A 23309-nucleotide genomic window follows, 5' to 3' on the forward strand; every position below is an offset into this window, starting at 1 on the left:
GGGCCGGCCGCCCGGCCCCCGGGGCGCGCGGGAACACCCCGCCGCACCGCTGCGTTGACACGTTCGTACGCCGTCGCAGGCGGCGGACCGGGCCGGCCTTCCGGAGGACACCACCGGGGGCGGGGTAATCCGCTGGCATCGGCCCGCGTCGGTCACGTACGATGGCGCCTGTCCCTCACCGCAGGGACGCTGATTGATAAATCAACATGGGGATGATCGGTTTCGACAGCGGATGTCGAAGCAGGGGAAGCGTGTCGAGGAAGCGGCAATGATCTCGTAAACCATATGTCGCAACCAATAATCGCCAACACCAAGCGCGATTCCTTCGCCCTCGCTGCCTAAGTAGCGACTCGCGAAGTGTCAGCCCGGGGCTGTTCCCGACCCGGATCCTGGCATCAGCTAGGGAACTAAACCTCTGAGCCCGGTCACGGGGCACAGAGGGAAATCAAACAGTGACTGAGCCCGTCGGAGACTTGTCCGCGTGATCTCCGGGGCCGAGAAAAGCGCAGCGGACTGCACACGGAGAAGCCCTGGTTCTGCACCGTTGGACGCGGGTTCGATTCCCGCCATCTCCACGAGCGGTACCTCCGGGGGCGTGCCCCCGGATCCCGTCATCCCATGTGGGCGAAGGCCCGGTCGTCTCAGGACGGCCGGGCCTTCGTCGTGCCCGCCGCCAGCACCAGCGCCAGCGCCGCCGCGGCGACCGGTACCGCGTACCCGGTCGTCGCACCCGCGTGCTCGACCGTCCAGCCGCCGGCCGCCGAGCCCGCCGCGATGCCGCCCAGCAGGGCGGTGACCGCGAGGGTCATGCCCTCGTTCAGCCGGTCCGGGGGCGTCAGGTGCTGCACCGTGCCCATGCCGGTCACCATGGTCGGCGCGGTCGCCATGCCCGCCAGCAGCAGGGCGCCCGCGAGCACGAGCACCGAGCCCGTGCCGGCCGCCGCCAGCAGCGGCAGCGACATCAGCGCGGTCATCCCGGCGAGGCAGGCGGGCAGACGGCGGCCCGGGCCGCCCGCGGGAGCGGCGACCGCCCCGTACAGCAGGCCCGCCGCGCACGACCCGGCCGCCTGGAGCGCGAGCACCGCACCGGCCGCGGGCCCGTCCACGAACGCGAGCGTGACGACCTCCATCGACCCGAAGACCGCCCCGGTCGCCAGGAACACCGCCATGAGGGCGGGCATGCCGGCCGTACGGAGGGGGCTGGGCGCCCGCACGGCGGTGCGTGGCGCGACGGGCGGCTCGGTGGCGCGCTGCGCCGCGAAGAGCAGCGTGCCCGTCAGCAGCAGGACCGCGCCGGTCAGGGTTCCCGCCTCCGGGAACAGCGCGGCGCACAGGAACGCGGCGAGGACCGGTCCCAGCATGAAGCAGAGCTCGTCCACGGCCTGCTCGAAGGCGTTGGCGGTGTGCACGCGGGCCGGGTCGCCGCGGTAGAGGTGGGCCCAGCGCGCCCGGGACATGCCGCCGGTGTTGGGGGTCGTCGCGGTCGCGGCGTACGCGGCGAACAGCGTCCAGGCGGGTGCGTGGAGGCGCACGCACAGCAGCAGCGCGAGCGAGCCGCACACGGCGATCGCGGTGGCGGGCACGGCGACCCGTGCCTGCCCGTACCGGTCGACCAGCCGCGCCGTGAACGGTGCGACCACCGCCGTGGCGGCCAGGCCGGTCGCGGTGACCGCACCGGCGAGGGCGTACGAGCCGTAGGCCCCGGCGATCATGATGACGGCGCTCACGCTGAACATGCCCATGGGCAGCCGCGCGACGAGGTTGCCGAGCGTGAACGCCCGGGTGCCGGGCAGCGCGAAGAGCCGTGCGTAGCGGGCGAAGGGCCGCGCCCGCGGTCGGGGCCGGGGGCCTCGCGGGGTGCCGGGCCGGGACCGTGCCCCGTTCCCGGCCGGGGTTTCCGGCACCCGGGGCAGGCCGTCGTAGCGGGGGACCGGCACGAGGGACTCGGGGGTGAGGGCGAACATCGGGGGACGCGTCGTTTTCGGCATGCCCCGAGCCTGGCCGCGGAGGCCCGCGGTGGTCCAACACCTGCTGGGAGCCCATTGACGCACCTGTGTTGTAAGTTCGCGGCGTGACCCATGACGTCGACCCCCGGCTCCTGCGCGCCTTCGTGGCCGTCGCCGAGGAGCTGCACTTCACGCGCGCCGCCGCGCGGCTGTACGTCGCGCAGCAGGCGCTCAGCCGGGACATCCGGCGCCTGGAGCGGGAGTTGGGGGCGGAGCTGTTCGTAAGGACCACACGGCAGGTGGCGCTCACCGGCGACGGCGAGCGGCTGCTGCCCCACGCGCACGCCGTGCTCGCGGCCCACGACGAACTGGCCGCCGCCTTCACCGGCGAGGCGCGGCCGCTGCTGGTCGACCTCAACACCGACGGCATGATCACCCGGCGGGTGCTCGCGCGGGCCCGCGAACGGGTGCCCGAGTGCGAGCTGATGGCCCGCTACGAGAGCGGGCTGACCGGTGCGGCCGCCGAGATCCTCGCCGGGCGGCTCGACGTGTCCTTCGGCCGGTTCGCCGGTCTGGCCCCGTCCGTACGGGCCCGGCTGGAGGCCCAGCCCGTGCGGTACGAGCCGATGGCCGTGCTGCTGCCGGAGGAGCACCCGCTCGCGGACCGCCCCGAGGTGCCGCTGGAGGCGCTCGCCGGGGAGTCCCTGTACGCCGGGGCCGGCAACCCGCGCACGCGCGAGTGGACCGATCTCGCCGAGCGGCTGTTCGAGGGGCGCGGGATAAAGATCGCGCCACCCGCTCCGGTGGCGATCGGGCACGAGGAATTTCGCAGGGTCATGACGAAAACCCGCACGCCGGTGCTGGTCGCCATCGACTTCCCGGTGATGCCCGGCTGCGTGCTGCGGCCCCTCGTCCGGCCCGTGCCGCTGTCGCCTGTGTCACTGGTGTGGCGCAAGGGGCTGAGGCATCCGGGCGTCGACGCGCTCCGTGCCGCGGCCGCACAACTCGCCGACCAGGAAGGATGGCTGAGGGTGCCGCCCGGCTCCTGGCTGCCCGACGCGGATTTGTTGCAGATGTGCACCAAGAAATGAACGGTGAACGCGGCTGTCAGCCGCGTGCGCTACATTCATGACCCGGGTGCGACGAGGGCGGGGGCGCCCGGACAGGGTGGGGGCCCGGTCCGGGAGTGACACCGGACAGCTGCGGACGCACCTTGATCAGGCTCCGTGGGGGATGTGCGTACTGCAGTGGAAAAGTGGCGAGAAAATGCCTATGGCGGGCAGATGAACGACGCGTACGACGACGCCGTCGCCCGTCCCTACGACGCTGCGTACCGGGACCCGTTCGACGAGCCTTTCGATCAGCCCTACATATCCCCGTACAGCGCGACGCACCCGGAGACGTACGGCGAGCCGCACGAGGACGCGTCCGGCGCCCCGGCCGCCGCCGCTCCCTCCGTCGAGGCGTACACCCAGCCGCTCCAGGCGCTCGACATGACCGTCCAGTTCGACCGGCCGGTCCCGGCCGGAGCCGCTGCGGCCGTGGCGCCCGCCGCTCCCTCCGTTCCCTCCGTCGAGGCGTACACCCAGCCGCTCCAGGCGCTCGACATGACCGTCCAGCTCGACCGGCCCCTCCGGCCCGGTGCCGGGCCCGCGCCCGCCGGCGGGCCGGGCCGCGCCGGCGACACGGACGCCACTGCCCTCATACCGGCGTCCGTGCCCCGCCCCGTCGCGCACACCGCCCCCGGCCCCGCCGGCCCCGGCGCGCAGGAGCCCTCCGACGGCCCCGTCTTCGTCGACGAGAGCGGCCGCCGGAGCAAGAAGCTCCGCAGGCTCGGCTGGGTGCTGGCGGCCGCCTGCGCCGTGTACGCCGTCACGCTCGTCGTCGCCGTCATCGGCGGCAACTCCAGCGCCCCCTGGCTCCTGATACCCGGCCCGGCCGGCGAGGAGAAGGCCGACACCACGCAGGTCGTCCCGGCCACCTCCGCCAGCCCCGGCGCCGGCGACACACCCGGCGACACCCCCGGCGCCCCGGCGCCCACCGACTCCACGGGCGCGGTCATCCCGCGGCCCTCGGGCCCCGCCTCCCCGGACGGCATCCCGGCCGGCCCGGCGGACCCCCGCAGCTCCGCCGCCCCCGAGACCGGGCCCAGCGCGGACACCGGCCGTCCGGCCGACCCCGGAACGGACGAGCAGCCGACGCCGGTCAGGCCCACCAGTGGCGGTCCCTCCCAGCCGCCGGTCCCGACGCCGGAACCGGGCGACTCCACGGACCCCCCGACGACCCCGACGGACGAACCGACCGAGCCGCCGGTCGGAGAGAGCGACGGCCAGCAGATGGCCGCGGAAGGCGCACAGTAAATGACCACCTCAGGCAGACGGCGCGCGACGAAGGTGCGCGCCGTCCGGCGCAGGCTGCCCATGCGCTATCTGCTGCCCTCCCTCTTCCTGGTCGCGCTCTTCGCGATGCTCATGCTGCGCGGCTACGTGCACAACGAGATCCAGCCCGACCACCGGATCCGCCTCCTGGAGGAGCGGGACCAGGTGCCGTCCGCGATGCACAAGGGCGGCCCGGTCATCGACGCGCGGGACCCCGACAAGCCCGTCAGCCTGAACGTGCCCGATGACAAGATCGTCCTGACCTTCGACGACGGCCCCGACCCGGTGTGGACCCCCAAGGTCCTCGACGAGCTGAAGAAGCACGACGCCCATGCGGTCTTCTTCGTCACCGGCGCCATGACCGCCCGCCACCCCGACCTCGTCGAGCGGATGGTCAAGGAGGGCCACGAGGTCGGCCTGCACACCTTCAACCACCCGGACCTCTCCCTCCAGTCCGAGGAGCGCATCGACTGGGAGCTGTCCCAGAACCAGATGGCGCTCGCCGGGGCGACCGGTGTGCGCTCCTCCCTCTTCCGCGCCCCGTACTCCAACTTCGTCTGGCACCTGGACAACAAGAACTGGGGCCTGATCAAGTACGTCGGCAGCCGCGGCTACATCTCCGCCTTCAACGACACCGACAGCCACGACTGGCGGCGCCAGGGTGTCGACAAGATCATCAAGAACGCCACGCCGAAGCCCGGCAAGGGCGCCATCGTGCTGATGCACGACTCCGGCGGCAACCGCGAGCAGACCGTCGCCGCGCTCGGCCGTTTCCTGCCGCAGCAGAAGGCCAAGGGCTACGAGTTCACCACGCTGACGCAGGCCCTGGGGGCGCCCAGCGCCCACACCGAGGTGAGCGGCGCGGAGCTGTGGAAGGGCAAGGCGTTCGTCTACGCCGTCGGGATCTCCGAGAACATCACCGGCGTGCTGGTGGGCGGCCTCGCCATCGTCGGTGTCCTCGTCATCGGGCGCTTCGGGCTGATGCTCGTCCTGGCGTTCGCGCACGCCCGCAAGGTGCGCCGGCGCGGCTTCCGCTGGGGCGCCCCCATCACGGAACCGGTCACGGTGCTGGTCCCGGCGTACAACGAGAAGGAGTGCATCGAGAACACGGTGCGCTCCCTCATGGCGAGCGACCACCCGATCGAGGTCATCGTCATCGACGACGGCTCCTCGGACGGCACCGCGGACATCGTCGAGCGCATGTGGCTGCCGAACGTCCGGGTCGTGCGCCAGGAGAACGCCGGCAAGCCCGCCGCCCTCAACAACGGCATCGCGCACGCCAGCCACGACATCATCGTGATGATGGACGGCGACACGGTCTTCGAGCCGTCCACCGTCCGCGAGCTGGTGCAGCCGTTCGGCGACCCGCGCGTCGGCGCGGTCGCGGGCAACGCCAAGGTCGGCAACCGCGACACCCTGATCGGTGCCTGGCAGCACATCGAATACGTGATGGGCTTCAACCTCGACCGGCGCATGTACGACGTGCTGCGCTGCATGCCCACCATCCCCGGTGCGATCGGCGCCTTCCGCCGCACCGCACTGGAGCGGGTCGGCGGCATGAGCGAGGACACCCTCGCCGAGGACACCGACATCACCATGGCGATCCACCGCGACGGCTGGCACGTCGTGTACGCGGAGAACGCCCGCGCCTGGACCGAGGCCCCCGAGTCCGTCCAGCAGCTGTGGTCACAGCGCTACCGCTGGAGCTACGGCACCATGCAGGCCATCTGGAAGCACCGCGGCTCCGTGTTCGACCGCGGCCCGTCCGGCCGGTTCGGCCGCGTCGGTCTGCCACTGGTCTCGCTCTTCATGGTCATCACCCCGCTGCTCGCGCCGCTCATCGACGTGTTCCTGCTGTACGGCCTGGTCTTCGGGCCCACCCAGAAGACGATCGTGGCGTGGCTGGGCGTGCTCCTGGTGCAGGCGGTGTGCGCGGCGTACGCGTTCCGGCTCGACAAGGAGAAGATGACCCACCTCATCTCCCTCCCGCTCCAGCAGATCCTCTACCGGCAGCTGATGTACGTCGTGCTGCTCCAGTCCTGGATCACCGCTCTCACCGGCGGCCGGCTGCGCTGGCAGAAGCTGCGCCGCACCGGAGCCGTGGAGGCACCGGGCTCCATCCCCACGCAGCGCGGCGCGGGCAGTGACGAGCGGAGACCGGTCGCATGACGAACGGCTACACCGGCGGCGGCTTCTTCGACGACCGCCGCGGGAGCGGCAGCGGTGACGGCACCGGCGGCTTCTTCGACGACCGCCGGGCCGACCGCCGCGACGACGACCCGTACAGCGGCGGCGGCCACGACGACTGGCCGTACGACCGGCACACCGCGGACCCCGGGGTCGCGCAGCCGTACCCGGCGGCGGCCCCCGGCCCCGACCCGTTCGCCCCGGCGGGGGCGCAGTCCGCCTCCCCGGCCCCCACGCCGTACGAGCCGTACGCGCCGTTCGGCACGGAACCGGAACGGGAGCCGGAAGCGGGACACGAGCCGGAACCGGAAGCGGGTCCGGCGGCCGGGGCGCGGACCGCCCCGACGCCGTACGCGCGGTACGGGACCGCACCGGACCCCTTCGCGGCGGCCGGGCCGTCCACCGCGACCCTCGCCGCACCGCGGACCGCGGACCCCGGGCCCGACGCCCCCGACGCCGCCCCCGCCGTGCCCAAGGCGCCGGGCCGGGACCGGTACTTCGACCTGCTGCGGGCGCTCGCGCTCTTCCGGGTCGTGCTGTACCACCTGACCGGCTGGATGTGGCTCCCGCTGCTCTTCCCGTCCATGGGCGTCATGTTCGCGCTCGCCGGCAACCTGATGGCGCGCTCCCTCAAGCGCCCGCCCGTCCAGGTCATCAAGAGCCGGGTCCGGCGCCTGCTGCCCCCGCTGTGGGCGGCCGGTGCCATCGGCGTGACCGGCATGCTCGTCCAGGGCTGGGGGCCGGCCGAGGGCGAGGACACCCTCACCTGGTGGCTGGAGTTGCTGTTCTGGGTCCTGCCGCTGAGCGACCCGCCGAACGCCGCCGAACTGGCCGGCGTCCCCGGCATCCTGCCCGGCACGTGGGCGGAGCCGTTCGCCGGACCCCTGTGGTACATCCGCGCCTACCTGTGGTTCGTGCTGCTCTCGCCGCTGTTCCTCCTCGCGCTGCGCAAGCAGCCCTGGCTGACCATCGCTGCGCCGCTCGTCCTGATGGCCGCGCTCAACTTCGGCTACCTGGAGGCCGGCGAGTCGGTCGCGCCGATCCTGTACGGCATCGGCGAGTTCGGCGCCTGCTGGATCCTCGGCATGGCGCACCAGCTGGGCGTGCTGCGGCGGCTGCCCGCCTACGTGATCCCCTCCGTCGCGCCGTTCATCATGGGCTTCGGCATGTGGTGGGCCGTCGACCACGGGCTGAGCGCCGAGAACCAGCTGGGGAACATGCCCTTCGCCTCCGCCTTCTGGGGCCTGGGCTTCGTCCTCCTGCTGCTGCACTTCAGCCCGTCGTGGTCCGAGTGGCCCCGTCTGCTGCGGCGCTTCGACGGCGCCATCACGCTGCTCAACTCGCGTGCGGTGACCGTCTACCTCTGGCACAACGTCTGCATCGCCATCGCCGTGACCATGTGGAACCGGCTGTGGTCGCTGGAGGTGATGTGGCGCGACCTGCCATGGCTGATGAACAGCCCCTGGCCGACCCTGCTCTTCAGCTGGTCGCTGATCGCGTACTGCATCCTGATGTTCGGCTGGCTGGAGGACGTGGCCGCCAAGCGGCGGCCCAGGCTGTGGCCGTCGGGCACGGCACCGCGGAGCAGGAAGGGCCCCGAGAAATGATGCTGCGTGCCAGGTGGCTGCTGTTCGCCGTCGCCCCGCTCCTCGTCCTGGCGATCTTCACCCTCACCCCCACCCCGAAGCCCGAGGCGACGGAGGCGGCCGGTGCGTCGGAGAGCCAGGGCGCGGCCAAGCGCGCCGAGGAGGAACTGGAGTCGGCCGAGGAGCTGCTCGCCAAGATGCCGCCGGGGCTCGCCGCCCCGGACAAGAAGGAGCTGGCCCACCAGATCCTCGGCTCCGCCATGAACTCCACCAAGGACTGGCGGACGCTGTACGGCCACATCGCCGACAGCGACGACGGCGACGGCTACTGCGGAGGCGTGATCGGCTTCTGCTCCGGCACCAAGGACATGCGGATCCTCGTCGAGTCGTACACCAAGGAGCACCCGGACAACGCGCTGGCCGCGTACGTGCCCGCGCTGCGGGCGGTCGACGGCACGGACTCGCACGAGGGCCTGGGCACCGGCTTCGTCGAGGCGTGGCAGGCGGAGAGCGAGAAGCCCGCGTTCCGCAAGGCGCAGGACGCGGTCCGCGACAGCATGTACTTCAAACCCGCCGTCGACCTCGCCAAGCTCGACGGCCTGGGGACGCTCGGCCAGTTCATCTACTACGACGCCATGGTCTTCCACGGCCCCGGCATCGACAAGAACGGCTTCTACGAGATCCGCGAGCGGGTGCGGGCCATGATCAAGACCAAGGCGGAGGGCGGCAAGGAGAAGGAGTACCTGGACGCCTTCCTCGACGCCTGCCGCCAGGCGATGACGGAGGCGAAGGCCGACCAGGACACCAGCCGCATCGACACGGCCCAGCGCGCCTTCCTGCGCGACGGCAACCTCACCCTGAGGACGCCGCTGGTCTGGAAGATGTACGGGGAGACCTTCCGCGCGTCCTAGGGAAATGCCTGCGGGGAGCGGCGCCGCGGCCGCTCCTCACCGCCGCTCCCGCCCGCACGTGAGAGCAAGGTTTCAGCCCGGTCATGTCCTATGACCGGGCTGAAACGCGCCGTGCCTAGCGTCGGGTCCTGACGGGGTTGACGGACCTGACAGCAGCGGAGGTACGCGATGGGCGGCCGGTGGATCGAACAGTGGGACCCTGAGGACGAGACCTTCTGGCGCGAGAAGGGGGAGCGGATCGCCCGGCGCAACCTGCTCTTCTCCGTCTTCTCCGAGCACATCGGGTTCTCGATCTGGACCCTGTGGTCGGTGATGGTCCTCTTCATGGGCCCGGAGTACGGGATCGACCCGGCCGGCAAGTTCGCCCTGATCGCCGTGGCCACGCTGGTCGGCGCGGTGATCCGGATCCCCTACACCTTCGCCGTCGCCCGGTTCGGCGGCCGGAACTGGACGGTCTTCAGCGCGCTGCTGCTCCTGCTGCCCACGGGCGCGGCGTACGCGGTGATGGAGCCGGGCACCTCGTACCCGACCTTCCTGCTGGTCGCCGCGCTCACCGGGGTCGGCGGCGGCAACTTCGCCTCGTCGATGACGAACATCAACGCCTTCTTCCCGCTCCACAGGAAGGGCTGGGCGCTCGGGCTGAACGCGGGCGGCGGCAACATCGGCGTACCGGTCGTCCAGCTCGCCGGCCTGCTGGTGATCGGGACGGCGGGGGCGGCCCACCCGCGCCTGGTGCTCGGCGTCTACATCCCGCTGATCGTCCTCGCCGCCGTCTGCGCGGCGCTGTACATGGACAACCTGGCGCCGGTGAAGAACGACACCGGCGCCGTCAAGGAGGCCGTCAGGGCGCCCCACACCTGGATCATGGCCTTCCTCTACATCGGCACCTTCGGCTCCTTCATCGGCTACAGCTTCGCCTTCGGTCTCGTGCTGCAGACCCAGTTCGGCCGTACGCCGCTGCAGGCCGCGTCCCTCACCTTCATCGGCCCGCTGCTCGGCTCGCTGATCCGGCCCCTCGGCGGCTCGCTCGCCGACCGGTACGGCGGCGCCCGCATCACCCTGTGGAACTTCGCCGCCATGGCCGCCGCCACCTGCGTCGTGGTCTACGCCTCGGTGATCGAGTCGCTCACCGTCTTCCTGGTCGGCTTCACCGCCCTGTTCGTCCTGAGCGGCCTCGGCAACGGCTCGACGTTCAAGATGATCCCGGCGATCTTCCGGACGCAGGCGTACGCGTCCGGCCTGGACGGCGAGGAGGCCGACGCCTACGGGCGCAGGCTCTCCGGCGCCGCGATGGGGCTCATCGGCGCGGTCGGCGCGGTCGGCGGCCTCGGCATCAACCTCGCCTTCCGCCAGTCCTTCCAGACGGCGGGCACCGGCACCGCGGCCTTCGTCGCCTTCCTCGTCTTCTACGCGGCCTGCCTGACCGTCACCTGGGCGGTATACCTTCGCCGCCCGGCGGAGATCCCCGCCAAGCGGCAGCTCAGCTACTCCGAGGTGTGATCCGGCATGGGACGTAACGGGGGAGAAATCTCGGCGAACCAGGACCGTCACGCACCCTTGCCACCCTCTGGTGTCATGCACGAGCAAGCACACGGCCCGCTCGCCGGGTTCACCGTCGGAGTCACCGCGGCACGCCGGGCGGACGAACTGGGCGCGCTGCTGGAACGGCGCGGTGCCGCGGTCCTGCACGCCCCCGCGCTGCGGATCGTGCCGCTCGCCGACGACGCGGAGCTCCTGGAGGCCACCGAGAGCCTCGTCGGCCACGCCCCGGACATCGTGGTCGCGACCACCGCGATCGGTTTCCGCGGCTGGCTGGAGGCCGCGGACGGCTGGGGGCACGGGGAGGAACTGCTCGCCCGTCTGCGGGGCGCGCAGGTCCTCGCCCGCGGCCCGAAGGTCAAGGGCGCGGTCCGGGCCGCCGGGCTCACCGAGGACTGGTCGCCCGGCTCGGACTCCATGGCCGAGGTCCTGGACCGGCTCCTCGGGCAGGACGTCTCCGGGCGGCGCATCGCCCTGCAGCTGCACGGCGAGCCGCTGCCCGGGTTCGTCGAGGCGCTGCGGGACGCCGGGGCGGACGTCGTGGTCGTCCCGGTCTACCGGTGGATGCCGCCCGAGGACCTCGCGCCGCTGGACCGGCTCATCGACGCGACCGTGGCCCGCTCGCTGGACGCGCTCACGTTCACCAGCGCCCCGGCCGGGGCGTCGCTGCTGGCCCGCGCCGAGAGCCGCGGCCTGCTGCCCGAGCTGCTCGACGCCCTCCACCACGGCGTGCTGGCCGCCTGCGTCGGACCGGTCACCGCCCTGCCGCTCCAGGCGCACGGCATCGACACCATCCAGCCCGCCCGCTTCCGGCTCGGCCCACTGGTCCAGCTGCTGTGCCAGGAGCTGCCCGCCCGGGCCCGGACGCTGCCCGTGGCCGGGCGCCGCATCGAGATCCGGGGCCACGCGGTCCTGGTCGACGGCGACCTGCGCCCCGTACCGCCCGCGGGCATGTCCCTGCTGCATTCGCTGGCCCGCCGCCCCGGCTGGGTCGTCTCCCGCGCCGACCTGCTGCGCGCGCTGCCGGGCGCCGGCCGCGACGAGCACGCCGTCGAGACCGCGATGGCCCGCCTCCGCTCGGCCCTCGGCGCCCCCAAGCTGATCCAGACGGTCGTCAAACGCGGCTACCGGCTGGCCCTGGACCCGGGCGCGGACGCCAAGTACGCCGACGCCTGACCCGCCGTTACGGTGGCGGTGTGACGATCACCGTGCGCCCCGCCGACCCCGCCGACGCGCCCGCCCTCGCCGAGGCCCTGGCCCGCAACCGGGCCCACATGCGGCCCTGGGAGCCGCGCCGGACCGAGGACTACTACACCGCCGGGACGCAAGCCGCACGGATCAGGGCCCCCGGCAGTCGGCTGTGGCTCGCGGTCGACGAGCCCGCGGCACGGGTCGTCGCGGGGGCCGCGCTGTCCGGGATCGCGCTGGGCCCGTTCCGCAGCGCGTCCCTCGGGTACTGGGTCGACGCCGAGTACACCGGGCGCGGCCTGGCCACCCGGCTCGTCGGCGTGGTGTGCCGGGCCGCCCGCGAGGAGCTCGGACTGCACCGCGTCGAAGCGGGCACCGTCCTGACGAACACCGCCTCGCAGCGCGTGCTCGCCAAGAGCGGCTTCGAGCGGATCGGCACCGCGCCGCGGTACCTCCACATCGACGGCGAGTGGCGCGATCACCACCTCTTCCAGCGCATCCTGCACGACGACCCGCCCCCGGTGGGATAGCGACCGTCCGGCAGCCCCGCGGCCCGCTGGGCAGAGCTCGTGCGCTGAGCGCTTCCCTGCGGTGTTCAGCGGCAGGCGGCGCAGATCCTCCCTACTCGGGCCGTCCGGCGAAGAAGCCCGCGAGGGAGGACGCGAGCGCTTCCGGAGCCTCTTCGGCCACGTGGTGCCCGGCGTCGATGCCGTGGCCGCGTACGTCCGGTGCCCACTGCCGCCAGATCTTCACCGGGTCCCCGTACAGGTCCTCGAGGTCATCCCGGAGCGACCAGAGGATCAGCGCCGGGCACCGGATCCGTGTCCCGGCGGCGCGGTCGTCCTCCTCGTGCCGCCGGTCGATGGTGAGGCCGGCCCGGTAGTCCTCCAGCATCGCCCGCACCACGGCGGGGTTTCTCGTGGCCGAGCGCCACTCGTCGTAATTCTCCTGACTCATGCTCCGGGGGTCGCCGAGGTACCAGCTGTCCGGATCGGCGTTGATGACCCGCTCGGGGATGTCCGGCTGGGCGAAGAAGAACCAGTGCCACCACTGCGTGGCGAACTCGGTCGTGATGCGCGACAGGTGCTCGGTGAGGGGCAGACAATCGATCAGCGCCACCCGCGAGACCGCTCCGGGATGATCCAGCACAAGACGCAGCGCGACAGCGCCTCCGCGGTCGTGCCCGGCGAGCGCGAACCGGGCATGGCCGAGGGAGCGCATCACTTCGACCACGTCACCGGCGACGGCCCGCTTGGAGTACCCCGCGTGGTCCGCCGTGGGCGCCGGGCCGGTGGACCGACCGTACCCCCGGAGATCGGGACAGACCACGGTGAAACCGCGCCGGACGAGGAGCGGGGCGACGCGATGCCAGGTCGCGGATGTCCGGGGGTGGCCGTGCAGCAGCACCACCGGCGGCCCGTCCCCGCCGTGTCGGACGAAGACCGATGCTTCATCGACCTGCACCCGCCTGGTCTCGAAGCCCTCGAACAAGGCCCGAACCTCCCGCCCTCGTCGGTACACCGCCCACGGCACCCATCGGCCGAGGACACAGCCGGCACACCCTTCCTCCTGCCCCCGCGGCTGCCGTGGACACAACGGCCGGATGCGCCCCGGAGGGAGGGCCGCCCGGCACAGGCGGGGTTCCGGTCGCCCGCCCGAGCGGGCACCCTGAGGGGCGGTACGGCTCCGGCGGTGACACGGTGACCCGAGGCGGTGACGAGCGCGTGCGGTGGTTCGACCCCGGGCGGCTGTGCCTGGACCTGATGGCCGCGCGGCCGGCCGACGCCGCGCGGCTCGCGCAGTGGCTCCTCGCCGTCGGGCTCGTCCCGCCGGGCACCCCCCTCGGCGGGGACGGCGTGCCCGAGGAGTGGGTGGCGCGGTTCGGTGAACTCGGGCGGTCCGTCGACCGGTTGATGCGCGAGGTGCTGGACGGCAGCCCCGCGCGCGGCGACGACCTCGACCGCCTCAACGCCGTCGCCGCCGCCCCGCCGCCCGCGCCCCGGGCGGTGCCCGGCGAAGGCGGCGGACTCGTCCGGGCGTGGGGCTCGCCGCCCGGCTGCGCCGCCCTCCTCGCGGCCGTCGCACGCGACGCCGTCGAGCTGCTCACCGACCCGTCCGCCCGCGCCCTGCTGCGCCAGTGCGAGGGCGCCGGCTGCCGCCGCGTCTACCTCGACACCTCCCGCGGGCGGCGCCGCCGTTGGTGCTCCAGCGCGGTCTGCGGCAACCGCCAGCGCGTCGCCCGCCACCGGGTGAAAAAGAATCTGAACGCGCGTTGAGACGAATCGCGCCCGCCTCCGTAGTCATGAACGACAACGACTCAGAAACAGGGTCTCGACCGGGAGGTACAGGTGCGCAAGGATGCCGCCGTGGCCGATGACCGTCGGGGAGCGCATCGGGCCCGGCACCGCGCTGTGCCCCCGCGCAGCAACACCACCGTCCCGGACGAGGAGTTGATGCGGGCGCTCTACCGTGAGCATGCCGGTCCCCTGCTCGCCTATGTACTGCGTCTCGTCGCCGGCGACCGCCAGCGGGCCGAGGACGTCGTACAGGAGACACTCATCCGTGCCTGGAAGAACGCCGGTCAGCTCAACCGGGCAACCGGCTCCGTCCGACCCTGGCTGGTGACGGTCGCCCGGCGCATCGTCATCGACGGCCACCGCAGCCGGCAGGCCCGGCCGCAGGAGGTCGATCCGTCGCCGCTCGAGGTCATGCCCGCGGAGGACGAGATCGACAAGGCGTTGTGGCTGATGACGCTCTCTGATGCACTCGACGATTTGAGCCCGGCCCATCGGGAAGTATTGGTCGAGACCTACTTCAAGGGGCGTACGGTCAACGAGGCTGCCGAAACGCTCGGCATACCCAGCGGGACCGTCCGGTCCCGGGTGTTCTACGCACTGCGTTCCATGAAGCTCGCTCTGGAGGAGAGGGGGATCTCGGCATGACGACGTACGAGAACGAGTCGGTGCACGACGCCGTCGGCGCGTACGCGCTCGGAATTCTCGACGACGCCGAGGCCACCGCCTTCGAAGCGCATCTCGCGGGATGCCCGGTGTGCGCCGCCCACCTGGAGGAGTTCTCCGGGATGGAGCCCATGCTGGCCATGCTCGCGGAGGGCCCGGGGCCGTCCGCCCGGCCCGTGGTCCTGCCACCGCCCGAACCCCTGCGGGGCGGGGAGCCGCGGCTGCTGGACCGGCTGGTCGACGAGGTCGCCGTCAAGCGGGCCCAGCGCCGCCGGCGCACGCGCTACCTGGTCGCCGCCGCCGCGGCGCTGATCATCGCCGGACCGGCCGCGGCGGTCGTCGCCACGTCCTCCGGCGGCGACGGGCGGAGCAACCAGGCGCTCGACCCGCACCCGACCAGCCCCGCCGAGGACGCCTTCTTCCACCACATGGAGGTGAAGAGGTCCGCGACCGACGCCACCACCAAGGTCGCCGCCACCGTCGGCATGGAGAGCAAGGCATGGGGAACCCACACCGTGCTGGAGCTCAAGAACGTCAAGGGCCCCCTCAAGTGCAACCTGGTCGCCGTCTCCAGGACGGGCGAGAAGGAGGTCGTGACCTCCTGGGCCGTCCCGAAGTGGGGATACGGCATTCCGGACAGTACGCATGAAATGGCCAAGAAGCCGCTGTACGTGCACGGCGGCGCGGCCATGAACAGCAAGGACATCGATCACTTCGAGGTGACGACGTTCGACGGGCAAAGGCTGGTGGAGGTGCCCGCCTGAGACTCCGGGCACGAACGTGTCTGACATTCACGGCCCCCGTGGCGTACGGTTGACGGCTGCGTCACAGCACGTCAGAAGGGGGCCTCGGTGGCCGCGCAGGAAGCCGTCGGTGGTGTCGACACGATCCGTGACCGCGAGATCGCAGTCGAACAGGACCACCTGGACCGGGTGTACCGCCGCCTCGAGGAGAAGATCCACGAGGCGGAGTTCCTGATGAACGACGCCGCCCAGCGCGGCCAGGTCGGCACGCCCGGCGCGCTCGCCGAGCGGGACGCGCAGGTGTTCCGCGCCGGGATCCACCTCAACCGGCTCAACAACGAGTACGAGGACTTCCTCTTCGGGCGGATCGACCTGCTGCGTGGCAAGGACGGCAAGAAGGGCCCGGACGGCGCCTACACCTCCGTCGAGCCCGCCGACGACGCCGTGGGCCCGGACAACACCGCCGAGATCGGCGAGACCCTGCACATCGGCCGCATCGGCGTCCTGGACTCCGACTACGCGCCGCTGGTGATCGACTGGCGCGCCCCGGCCGCCGCGCCGTTCTACCGCTCGACCCCGGTCGACCCGGGCCGGGTGGTGCGCCGCCGCGTGATCCGGTCCAAGGGCCGCCGCGTCCTCGGCGTCGAGGACGACCTGATGCGCCCCGAGCTGACCGCGACGCTCGACGGCCGGGAGCTGCCCGCGATCGGCGACGGCGCGCTCATGGCCGCGCTCGGCCAGGCCCGCAGCCACACCATGCGCGACATCGTGTCGTCCATCCAGGCGGAGCAGGACCTCGTCATCCGCGCGCCCGCCGCCTCCGTGACGTACGTCGAGGGCGGCCCCGGCACCGGGAAGACGGCCGTGGCGCTGCACCGCGCCGCGTACCTGCTCTACCAGGACCGGCGCCGGTACGCGGGCGGCATCCTGATCGTCTCGCCCACCCCGCTGCTGGTCGCCTACACCGAGGGCGTGCTGCCGTCGCTGGGCGAGGAGGGCCAGGTGGCGATCCGCGCGGTCGGCAGCCTGGTCGACGGGGCCGAGGCGACGGTGTACGACGAGCCGGCCGTCGCCCGCGTCAAGGGCTCCTCGCGGATGCTCAAGGTCCTGCGCAAGGCGGCGCGCGGCGCGCTGGAGTCGGGCGACGCCCCCGAGCGGCTGCGCGTGGTCGCCTTCGGGCGGCGCCTGGAGCTGGAGGCCGACGCTCTGCACCGGATCCGGCAGGCCGCCCTCGGCGGCACCGCGCCGGTGAACCTGCTGCGCCCGCGGGCGCGCAAGCTGCTGCTGGACGCGCTGTACGCGGCGTCCGGCGCGGCCTCGCGGCACCCGGGGGACCCGGAGCTGGCGGCGGAGCTGCGGGCGTCCTTCGACGAGGACGTGACCACCGAGGACAGCTTCCTCGCGTTCCTGGACGCGTGGTGGCCCGAGCTCACCCCGCGGGGCGTCCTCGCGGCGATGGCCGACGAGAGGCGGCTGGGCCGCTGGGCCCGCCGGGTGCTCAACCCGGGCGAGGTGCGGCGCCTTGCCCGCTCGCTGCGGCGCGAGGGGCTGTCGGTGCACGACGTGGCCCTGCTGGACGAGCTCCAGGCGATCCTCGGCGCCCCGGCACGGCCGCGCCGCAAGCGGGAGCTCGACCCGCTGGACCAGCTCACCGGGCTGGAGGAGCTGATGCCGGTGCGCGAGGAGACGCAGCGCGAACGCGCCGAGCGGCTGGCCCAGGAGCGCACCGAGTACGCCCACGTCATCGTGGACGAGGCGCAGGACCTCACGCCCATGCAGTGGCGGATGGTCGGGCGGCGCGGCCGGCACGCCACCTGGACGGTGGTCGGCGACCCGGCCCAGTCGTCGTGGTCGGTGCCGGACGAGGCCGCCGAGGCGCGGGACGAGGCGCTGGGCACCCGCCCGCGCCGCCGTTTCGAGCTGACCGTGAACTACCGCAACCCCGCGGAGATCGCCGAGCTCGCCGCCAAAGTGCTGGCCCTGGCCATGCCGGGCATGGAGGCACCGCGCGCGGTCCGCTCCACGGGCGTGGAGCCCCGGTTCGTCGCCGCGGAGGACAGACCCCTCGCGGAGGCCGTACGGGAGGAGGCCGCCCGGCTGCTGGACCGCGTGGAGGGCACGGTGGGCGTCGTGGTCGCCATGAACCGGCGCGAGCAGGCGGCGGGCTGGCTGGCGGACCTGGGCGACCGGGTGGTGGCGCTGGGGAGCCTGGAGGCCAAGGGCCTGGAGTACGACGCGACGGTCGTGGTCTCGCCCGCCGAGATCGCCGACGAGTCCCCGGCCGGCCTGCGGGTGCTGTACGTGGCGCTGACGCGCGCCACCCAGCAGCTCACCGTGGTGTCGGGGCGGCGCGACGAGCCGGACGCGCGGGGCGTGCCCGACCTGCTCAGGGACTGATCGCCGGGAGGGGGCCGCAAACCGGCCGCCCGGCCGCACGGACCGGCCGGGCGGAGCGGCCGGATGGACCGTCCGGGGGTCGGTCCGCACGGGGGGAACCACTTTCCGGGGCGGTTTGTTAGCCTGGATACGGCACCGGCTCGATCCAAGCCCCCGGGCCCAACCTTCGTCGCTGCGAGCGACCACTTGCCGCGAGGCGAGCATGGCGGGTCGGTGCCACCTTACGTACGCAGGAGCAGCAGGTCCGCGTCATCGGCTGATGGCGCGGGCCTGCTGCCGTTTGCGCGTCCGGAAGCCGCGGGCTTCCGCCAAGATCCTGTTTCTCGTATGGTGGAAGTAAGTTTCCGAAAACTAAATGACCGCTATTACCTGTTACTCACAGGTAGGTGCGACCATCGGAGGGCTCCGCCCGGCCACCCGCCGGGGCGGCGCAGCAACGAAGCTAGGGAAAGAGGAACTCGGCCATGGCAACGGCGCCCAGCGTCTCGTACTCGATGACGGTCCGGCTGGAGGTGCCCGCGAGCGGAACCGCGGTCTCCCAGCTCACCACGGCCGTGGAGTCCTCCGGCGGCTCCGTCACCGGCCTCGACGTGACCGCATCCGGCCACGAGAAGCTGCGGATCGACGTGACCATCGCCGCCACGTCCACCGCGCACGCCGACGAGATCGTCGGCAAGCTGCGCGGCATCGAGGGCGTCGTGCTCGGCAAGGTCTCCGACCGTACCTTCCTGATGCACCTCGGCGGCAAGATCGAGATGGCGAGCAAGCATCCCATCCGCAACCGTGACGACCTCTCCATGGTCTACACCCCGGGTGTGGCCCGCGTGTGCATGGCCATCGCCGAGAACCCCGAGGACGCCCGCCGCCTCACCATCAAGCGCAACTCCGTCGCGGTCGTGACGGACGGCTCCGCGGTCCTCGGACTGGGCAACATCGGCCCCAAGGCCGCGCTGCCCGTCATGGAGGGCAAGGCGGCCCTCTTCAAGCGGTTCGCCGGCATCGACGCCTGGCCGATCTGCCTGGACACCCAGGACTCCGACGCGATCGTCGAGATCGTCAAGGCCATCGCCCCCGGCTTCGCCGGCATCAACCTCGAGGACATCTCGGCGCCCCGCTGCTTCGAGATCGAGGCCCGGCTGCGCGAGGCCCTGGACATCCCGGTCTTCCACGACGACCAGCACGGCACCGCCATCGTCGTACTGGCCGCCCTGACCAACGCACTTCGCGTCGTCGGCAAGGGGATCGGCGACGTGCGCGTCGTCATGTCGGGCGCCGGTGCCGCCGGTACGGCCATCCTCAAGCTGCTCATCGCGGCGGGCGTGAAGCACGCCGTCGTCGCCGACATCCACGGCGTCGTGCACGCCGGCCGCGAGGACCTCGTCTCCGCGGACAAGGACTCGGCGCTGCGCTGGATCGCCGACAACACCAACCCGGAGGGCGTCACCGGCACGCTGAAGCAGGCGGTCGCCGGCGCCGACGTCTTCATCGGTGTCTCGGCCCCGAACGTGCTGAACGGCGACGACGTGGCGGCCATGGCGGACGACGCCATCGTGTTCGCGCTCGCGAACCCCGACCCCGAGGTCGACCCCGCAATCGCCCGCCAGACGGCGGCAGTTGTGGCCACCGGCCGCTCCGACTTCCCCAACCAGATCAACAACGTGCTGGTCTTCCCGGGCGTCTTCCGCGGTCTGCTCGACGCCCAGTCCCGCACGGTCGACACCGGGATGATGCTCGCGGCCGCGACCGCGCTCGCGGACGTCGTCACGGAGGACGAGCTGAACGCCAACTACATCGTGCCGTCGGTCTTCAACGACAAGGTCGCCGGTGCGGTGGCGGGCGCCGTGCGCGACGCCGTGCGGGCCGCGGGCGCGACTGTGACGGCAGCCACGTCCGCCTGACCCCCGGCGCGTCGCACGGCCCCGGGCCGGAAAACCGCCCTTAGGGTGGCGATTCGGCTCCGGGGAGTCCCCAGGGGGTCGACCGAACGTCACCACGACGGGCCCGTGGCGCTTTTCGTGTGACTCCGGAGGGTGCCGGATTGGCTTTCGCGCCGCTGGTGGGGGCAGGATGCGTATTCGGGCGCGAGGGTCTGACAGCAGACCCGGGTCCGGGGACTGTCCAAGGGCCCTGGCAGCATCGGCTTCGCTGGACCGACATGCGGCTCCGCCGCGTGGCACGCCTCACAGGCAAGAAGAACACGGGAGTAAGAACATGAACCGCAGTGAGCTGGTGGCCGCCCTGGCCGACCGCGCCGAGGTGACCCGCAAGGACGCCGACGCCGTGCTGGCCGCGCTCGCCGAGACCATCGGTGAGGTCGTCGCCAAGGGCGACGAGAAGGTCACCATCCCCGGCTTCCTGACCTTCGAGCGCACCCACCGTGCCGCTCGCACCGCTCGTAACCCGCAGACCGGTGAGCCGATCAACATCCCGGCCGGCTACAGCGTGAAGGTCTCCGCGGGCTCCAAGCTCAAGGAAGCCGCCAAGGGCAAGTAAGCCCCCCTGGGCGCCCTTGGGGCGCTCCTGGGCGCGAGGCGCGACAGAAGGGCGGCCACCCTGTTCCTGGGTGGCCGCCCTTCTGTTCGCCCGCGTACGGCCCGTACAGCGCCCGCAGAACGCCCGACGGCCCCCGCACGGTGTGCGGGGGCCGTCGGGCGTCAGGCGTCCTCACGAACCGTCAGACGACGGCTGCGCCGGGGAGTTCGACCTTCGCGCCCGGCTCGACCAGCTTCTGCATGCTGTGCCGGCCCGGGGGCGACCCCCGGACCCCCGGCTGGAGGTGCGGGGGGCCGGGCCGCCCGGGGAGGGGGCTCAGACGACGGCTGCGCCGGGGAGTTCGACCTTCGCGCCCAGCTCGACCAGCTTCTGCATGAAGTTCTCGTAGCCGCGGTTGATCAGGTCGATGCCGTGGACACGCGACGTGCCCTGGGCCGCCAGGGCCGCGATCAGGTACGAGAAGCCGCCGCGCAGGTCCGGGATGACCAGGTCGGCGCCCTGGAGCTTCGTCGGGCCCGACACGACCGCCGAGTGCAGGAAGTTGCGCTGGCCGAAGCGGCAGTCCGAGCCGCCCAGGCACTCGCGGTAGAGCTGGATGTGCGCGCCCATCTGGTTCAGCGCCGACGTGAAGCCGAGCCGCGACTCGTACACCGTCTCGTGGACGATCGACAGGCCCGCCGCCTGCGTCAGGGCCACCACCAGCGGCTGCTGCCAGTCGGTCTGGAAACCGGGGTGCACGTCCGTCTCCAGGGCGATCGCGTTGAGCGAGCCGCCCGGGTGCCAGAAGCGGATGCCCTCGTCGTCGATCTCGAAGGCGCCGCCCACCTTCCGGTACGTGTTGAGGAAGGTCATCATCGAGCGCTGCTGCGCGCCGCGCACGTAGATGTTGCCCTCCGTGGCCAGCGCCGCCGACGCCCAGGAGGCCGCCTCCAGGCGGTCCGGCAGAGCCCGGTGGGTGTAGCCGCCGAGCCGGTCGACACCGGTGATCCGGATCGTGCGGTCGGTGTCCATGGAGATGATCGCGCCCATCTTCTGCAGCACGCAGATGAGGTCCTCGATCTCCGGCTCCACCGCCGCGTTGGAGAGCTCCGTCACGCCCTCCGCGAGCACGGCCGTCAGCAGCACCTGCTCGGTCGAGCCGACCGAGGGGTACGGCAGGCGGATCTTGCACCCGCGCAGCCGCTGCGGCGCCTCCAGGTACTGGCCGTCCGCGCGCTTCTCGATGCGCGCACCGAACTGGCGCAGCACGTCGAAGTGGAAGTCGATCGGCCGGCCGCCGATGTCGCAGCCCCCCAGGCCCGGGATGAAGGCGTGGCCGAGGCGGTGCAGCAGCGGACCGCAGAAGAGGATCGGGATGCGCGACGAACCCGCGTGGGCATCGATGTCGGCGACGTTGGCGGACTCGACGTGCGTCGGGTCCAGGACGAGTTCGCCCGGCTCGTCGCCCGGGCGGACGGTCACGCCGTGCAGCTGCAGCAGCCCGCGCACGACCCGGACGTCACGGATGTCGGGCACGTTGCGCAGCCGGCTCGGCTCGCTGCCGAGCAGGGCGGCGACCATCGCCTTGGGCACGAGGTTCTTCGCGCCGCGGACGCGGATCTCGCCCTCCAGCGGGGTTCCGCCGTGGACAAGCAGTACATCGTCTGTGCCGGTCATGAATCTCGCGTTCCGGTGGGGCTCCCCCCGAGGGAACCAGGGGAGAGGTCGGGCAGGGGCCAGGGAAAAGGGTAAGGGGCTTCAGGCCGTGTACCGGTAGGCCGAGGGGCTCAGTCAGATGTAATGAATTCGGCACAACACCCTCTGTTTTCGCGCCCTTGCGGAGGGTCACCGTCCGCTTTCGGCCAGGCTTCCCGGCGGGCCGCGGTGAGCTGCGTCGTTGCCCGGCGCGTTCCGGACAGCCGCCCGACCCCCCGCGACGGCCCCGGATGCGGGATCATGTCAGGCATGACCGAGGTGTCCTCGCTCACAGGACGGCTGCTCGTGGCCACCCCCGCGCTGGCGGACCCGAATTTCGACCGCGCGGTGGTGCTGCTGCTCGACCACGACGACGAGGGGTCGCTCGGCGTGGTCCTGAACCGCCCCACGCCCGTCGGCGTCGGCGACATCCTGGAGGGCTGGGCCCCGCTCGCCGGGGAGCCGGGCGTCGTCTTCCAGGGCGGCCCCGTCGCGCTGGACGCGGCGCTCGGCCTGGCGGTGATCCCCGGGGACGAGGGTCCGCTGGGGTGGCGGCGGGTGTACGGCGCGATCGGACTGGTGGACCTGGAGACCCCGCCGGAGCTGCTGGCCGCGGCGCTCGGCTCGCTGCGGATCTTCGCCGGGTACGCGGGCTGGGGCCCGGGCCAGCTGGAGGACGAGCTGGCGGGCGGGGCGTGGTTCGTGGTCGACTCGGAGCCGGGCGACGTGTCCGCGCCGCGCCCGGAGAACCTGTGGCGCGACGTGCTGCGCCGGCAGCGCAGCGAGCTGGCGATGATCGCGACGTACCTGGACGACCCGTCGCTCAACTGACGCCTTCGGTCGCTGTGCGCGCGGGGTACCCTTGGAGCTCATGAGCACTCTTGAGCCCGAGCGCGGGGCAGGTACGGGGACCCTCGTAGAGCCGACGCCCCAGGTGTCGCACGGCGACGGCGACCACGAGCGCTTCGCCCATTACGTCCAGAAGGACAAGATCATGGCGAGCGCCCTCGACGGCACTCCCGTGGTGGCGCTGTGCGGGAAGGTCTGGGTGCCGGGCCGCGACCCGAAGAAGTACCCCGTCTGCCCGATGTGCAAGGAGATCTACGAGTCCATGGGCGCCGGCGGCGACAAGGACAAGGGCGGCAAGGACAAGAAGTAACGGCCCCCGGGCCGGGCGGCCGGACCGCCCGCCCACCGGCCGGGCCAGGGCCCCCGGGGGGGGGGGGGGGGGGGGGGGGGGGGGGGGGGGGGGGGGGGGGGGGGGGGGGGGGGGGGGGGGGGGGGGGGGGGGGGGGGGGGGGGGGGGG

19 protein-coding genes and 1 other RNA gene are annotated in these 23309 nt (G+C 72.5%); 17 read left to right on the top strand and 3 right to left on the bottom strand.

From position 1 onward, the window contains the following. Nucleotides 1-208: 208 nt before the first annotated feature. Nucleotides 209-578, top strand: a transfer-messenger RNA (tmRNA) gene (gene ssrA / locus ACIA79_RS31290). 63 nt (nucleotides 579-641) lie between these two features. On the opposite strand, the gene ACIA79_RS31295 is transcribed toward ssrA, so the two are convergent. Then, nucleotides 642-1988 (bottom strand): MFS transporter, encoded by a 1347-nt coding sequence (locus ACIA79_RS31295; protein WP_399431771.1) that lies wholly within the window; start codon nucleotides 1986-1988, stop codon nucleotides 642-644. An 83-nt stretch (nucleotides 1989-2071) separates the two neighbouring features. On the opposite strand from ACIA79_RS31295, the gene ACIA79_RS31300 reads away from it, so the two are divergent. From ACIA79_RS31300 to ACIA79_RS31335, 8 genes are all read left to right on the top strand, one after another. Beyond that, entirely contained in the window at nucleotides 2072-3037 is a 966-nt protein-coding gene (locus tag ACIA79_RS31300; protein ID WP_399431772.1) for a LysR family transcriptional regulator, read from the top strand. A 192-nt stretch (nucleotides 3038-3229) separates the two neighbouring features. Then, the gene (locus tag ACIA79_RS31305; RefSeq protein ID WP_399431773.1) at nucleotides 3230-4306 is read left to right on the top strand and encodes a hypothetical protein; all 1077 of its coding nucleotides are present in this window, start codon (nucleotides 3230-3232) and stop codon (nucleotides 4304-4306) included. Nucleotides 4307-4366: 60 nt separating this feature from the next. Next, the gene (locus ACIA79_RS31310; RefSeq protein ID WP_399431790.1) at nucleotides 4367-6493 is read left to right on the top strand and encodes a bifunctional polysaccharide deacetylase/glycosyltransferase family 2 protein; all 2127 of its coding nucleotides are present in this window, start codon (nucleotides 4367-4369) and stop codon (nucleotides 6491-6493) included. Nucleotides 6494-6978: 485 nt separating this feature from the next. Then, a complete protein-coding gene (locus ACIA79_RS31315) occupies nucleotides 6979-8118 on the top strand; it encodes an acyltransferase (protein ID WP_399431791.1) in 1140 nt (379 codons plus the stop codon). Beyond that, on the top strand, nucleotides 8115-9008 hold the full coding sequence (locus ACIA79_RS31320) for a chitosanase (RefSeq protein ID WP_399431774.1): 894 nt from the start codon (nucleotides 8115-8117) through the stop codon (nucleotides 9006-9008). Before ACIA79_RS31315 ends, ACIA79_RS31320 begins: the two co-directional genes overlap by 4 nt. A 168-nt stretch (nucleotides 9009-9176) precedes the next feature. Further along, nucleotides 9177-10508, top strand: a complete 1332-nt coding sequence (locus ACIA79_RS31325; RefSeq protein WP_399431775.1) for a nitrate/nitrite transporter — start codon at nucleotides 9177-9179, stop codon at nucleotides 10506-10508. A 75-nt stretch (nucleotides 10509-10583) separates the two neighbouring features. Next, nucleotides 10584-11723 (top strand): uroporphyrinogen-III synthase, encoded by a 1140-nt coding sequence (locus tag ACIA79_RS31330; RefSeq protein ID WP_399431776.1) that lies wholly within the window; start codon nucleotides 10584-10586, stop codon nucleotides 11721-11723. A 20-nt stretch (nucleotides 11724-11743) separates the two neighbouring features. Then, nucleotides 11744-12265: a GNAT family N-acetyltransferase gene (locus ACIA79_RS31335; protein ID WP_399431777.1), complete on the top strand. Its 522-nt coding sequence runs from the start codon at nucleotides 11744-11746 to the stop codon at nucleotides 12263-12265. Nucleotides 12266-12356: 91 nt separating this feature from the next. On the opposite strand, the gene ACIA79_RS31340 is transcribed toward ACIA79_RS31335, so the two are convergent. Then, a complete protein-coding gene (locus tag ACIA79_RS31340) occupies nucleotides 12357-13226 on the bottom strand; it encodes an alpha/beta fold hydrolase (RefSeq protein WP_399431778.1) in 870 nt (289 codons plus the stop codon). A 209-nt stretch (nucleotides 13227-13435) separates the two neighbouring features. Here ACIA79_RS31340 and ACIA79_RS31345 point away from each other — a divergent pair, with 209 nt between their 5' ends. The 6 genes from ACIA79_RS31345 to ACIA79_RS31370 all read left to right on the top strand — a co-directional run bounded on the left by ACIA79_RS31345 (nucleotide 13436) and on the right by ACIA79_RS31370 (nucleotide 20328). Beyond that, the gene (locus ACIA79_RS31345; protein ID WP_399431779.1) at nucleotides 13436-14011 is read left to right on the top strand and encodes a CGNR zinc finger domain-containing protein; all 576 of its coding nucleotides are present in this window, start codon (nucleotides 13436-13438) and stop codon (nucleotides 14009-14011) included. Nucleotides 14012-14083: 72 nt separating this feature from the next. Continuing rightward, nucleotides 14084-14677: a sigma-70 family RNA polymerase sigma factor gene (locus ACIA79_RS31350; protein ID WP_031076392.1), complete on the top strand. Its 594-nt coding sequence runs from the start codon at nucleotides 14084-14086 to the stop codon at nucleotides 14675-14677. Continuing rightward, nucleotides 14674-15459, top strand: a complete 786-nt coding sequence (locus ACIA79_RS31355; protein ID WP_399431780.1) for an anti-sigma factor family protein — start codon at nucleotides 14674-14676, stop codon at nucleotides 15457-15459. Before ACIA79_RS31350 ends, ACIA79_RS31355 begins: the two co-directional genes overlap by 4 nt. Before the next feature lie 87 nt (nucleotides 15460-15546). Continuing rightward, nucleotides 15547-17835, top strand: coding sequence for a HelD family protein (locus tag ACIA79_RS31360; RefSeq protein ID WP_399431781.1), 2289 nt, complete (start codon nucleotides 15547-15549; stop codon nucleotides 17833-17835). Between the two features lie 464 nt (nucleotides 17836-18299). Further along, nucleotides 18300-19733, top strand: a complete 1434-nt coding sequence (locus tag ACIA79_RS31365) for an NAD-dependent malic enzyme (RefSeq protein ID WP_399431783.1) — start codon at nucleotides 18300-18302, stop codon at nucleotides 19731-19733. A 313-nt stretch (nucleotides 19734-20046) separates the two neighbouring features. Further along, nucleotides 20047-20328 (top strand): HU family DNA-binding protein, encoded by a 282-nt coding sequence (locus ACIA79_RS31370; RefSeq protein WP_023588435.1) that lies wholly within the window; start codon nucleotides 20047-20049, stop codon nucleotides 20326-20328. Nucleotides 20329-20643: 315 nt separating this feature from the next. Here the strand turns inward: ACIA79_RS31370 and murA are convergent, their stop codons facing one another. Then, nucleotides 20644-21984, bottom strand: a complete 1341-nt coding sequence (gene murA, locus ACIA79_RS31375; RefSeq protein WP_399431784.1) for a UDP-N-acetylglucosamine 1-carboxyvinyltransferase — start codon at nucleotides 21982-21984, stop codon at nucleotides 20644-20646. 288 nt (nucleotides 21985-22272) lie between these two features. On the opposite strand from murA, the gene ACIA79_RS31380 reads away from it, so the two are divergent. Then, the gene (locus ACIA79_RS31380; RefSeq protein ID WP_399431785.1) at nucleotides 22273-22833 is read left to right on the top strand and encodes a YqgE/AlgH family protein; all 561 of its coding nucleotides are present in this window, start codon (nucleotides 22273-22275) and stop codon (nucleotides 22831-22833) included. Between the two features lie 40 nt (nucleotides 22834-22873). Continuing rightward, nucleotides 22874-23161 carry a DUF3039 domain-containing protein gene (locus tag ACIA79_RS31385; RefSeq protein WP_063835429.1) on the top strand — a complete coding sequence of 96 codons (288 nt, stop codon included), beginning with the start codon at nucleotides 22874-22876 and terminating at the stop codon, nucleotides 23159-23161. Nucleotides 23162-23309: the final 148 nt, after the last annotated feature.

This window comes from Streptomyces sp. NPDC051310, from assembly GCF_044455245.1.
Classification (GTDB): Bacteria; Actinomycetota; Actinomycetes; order Streptomycetales; family Streptomycetaceae; genus Streptomyces.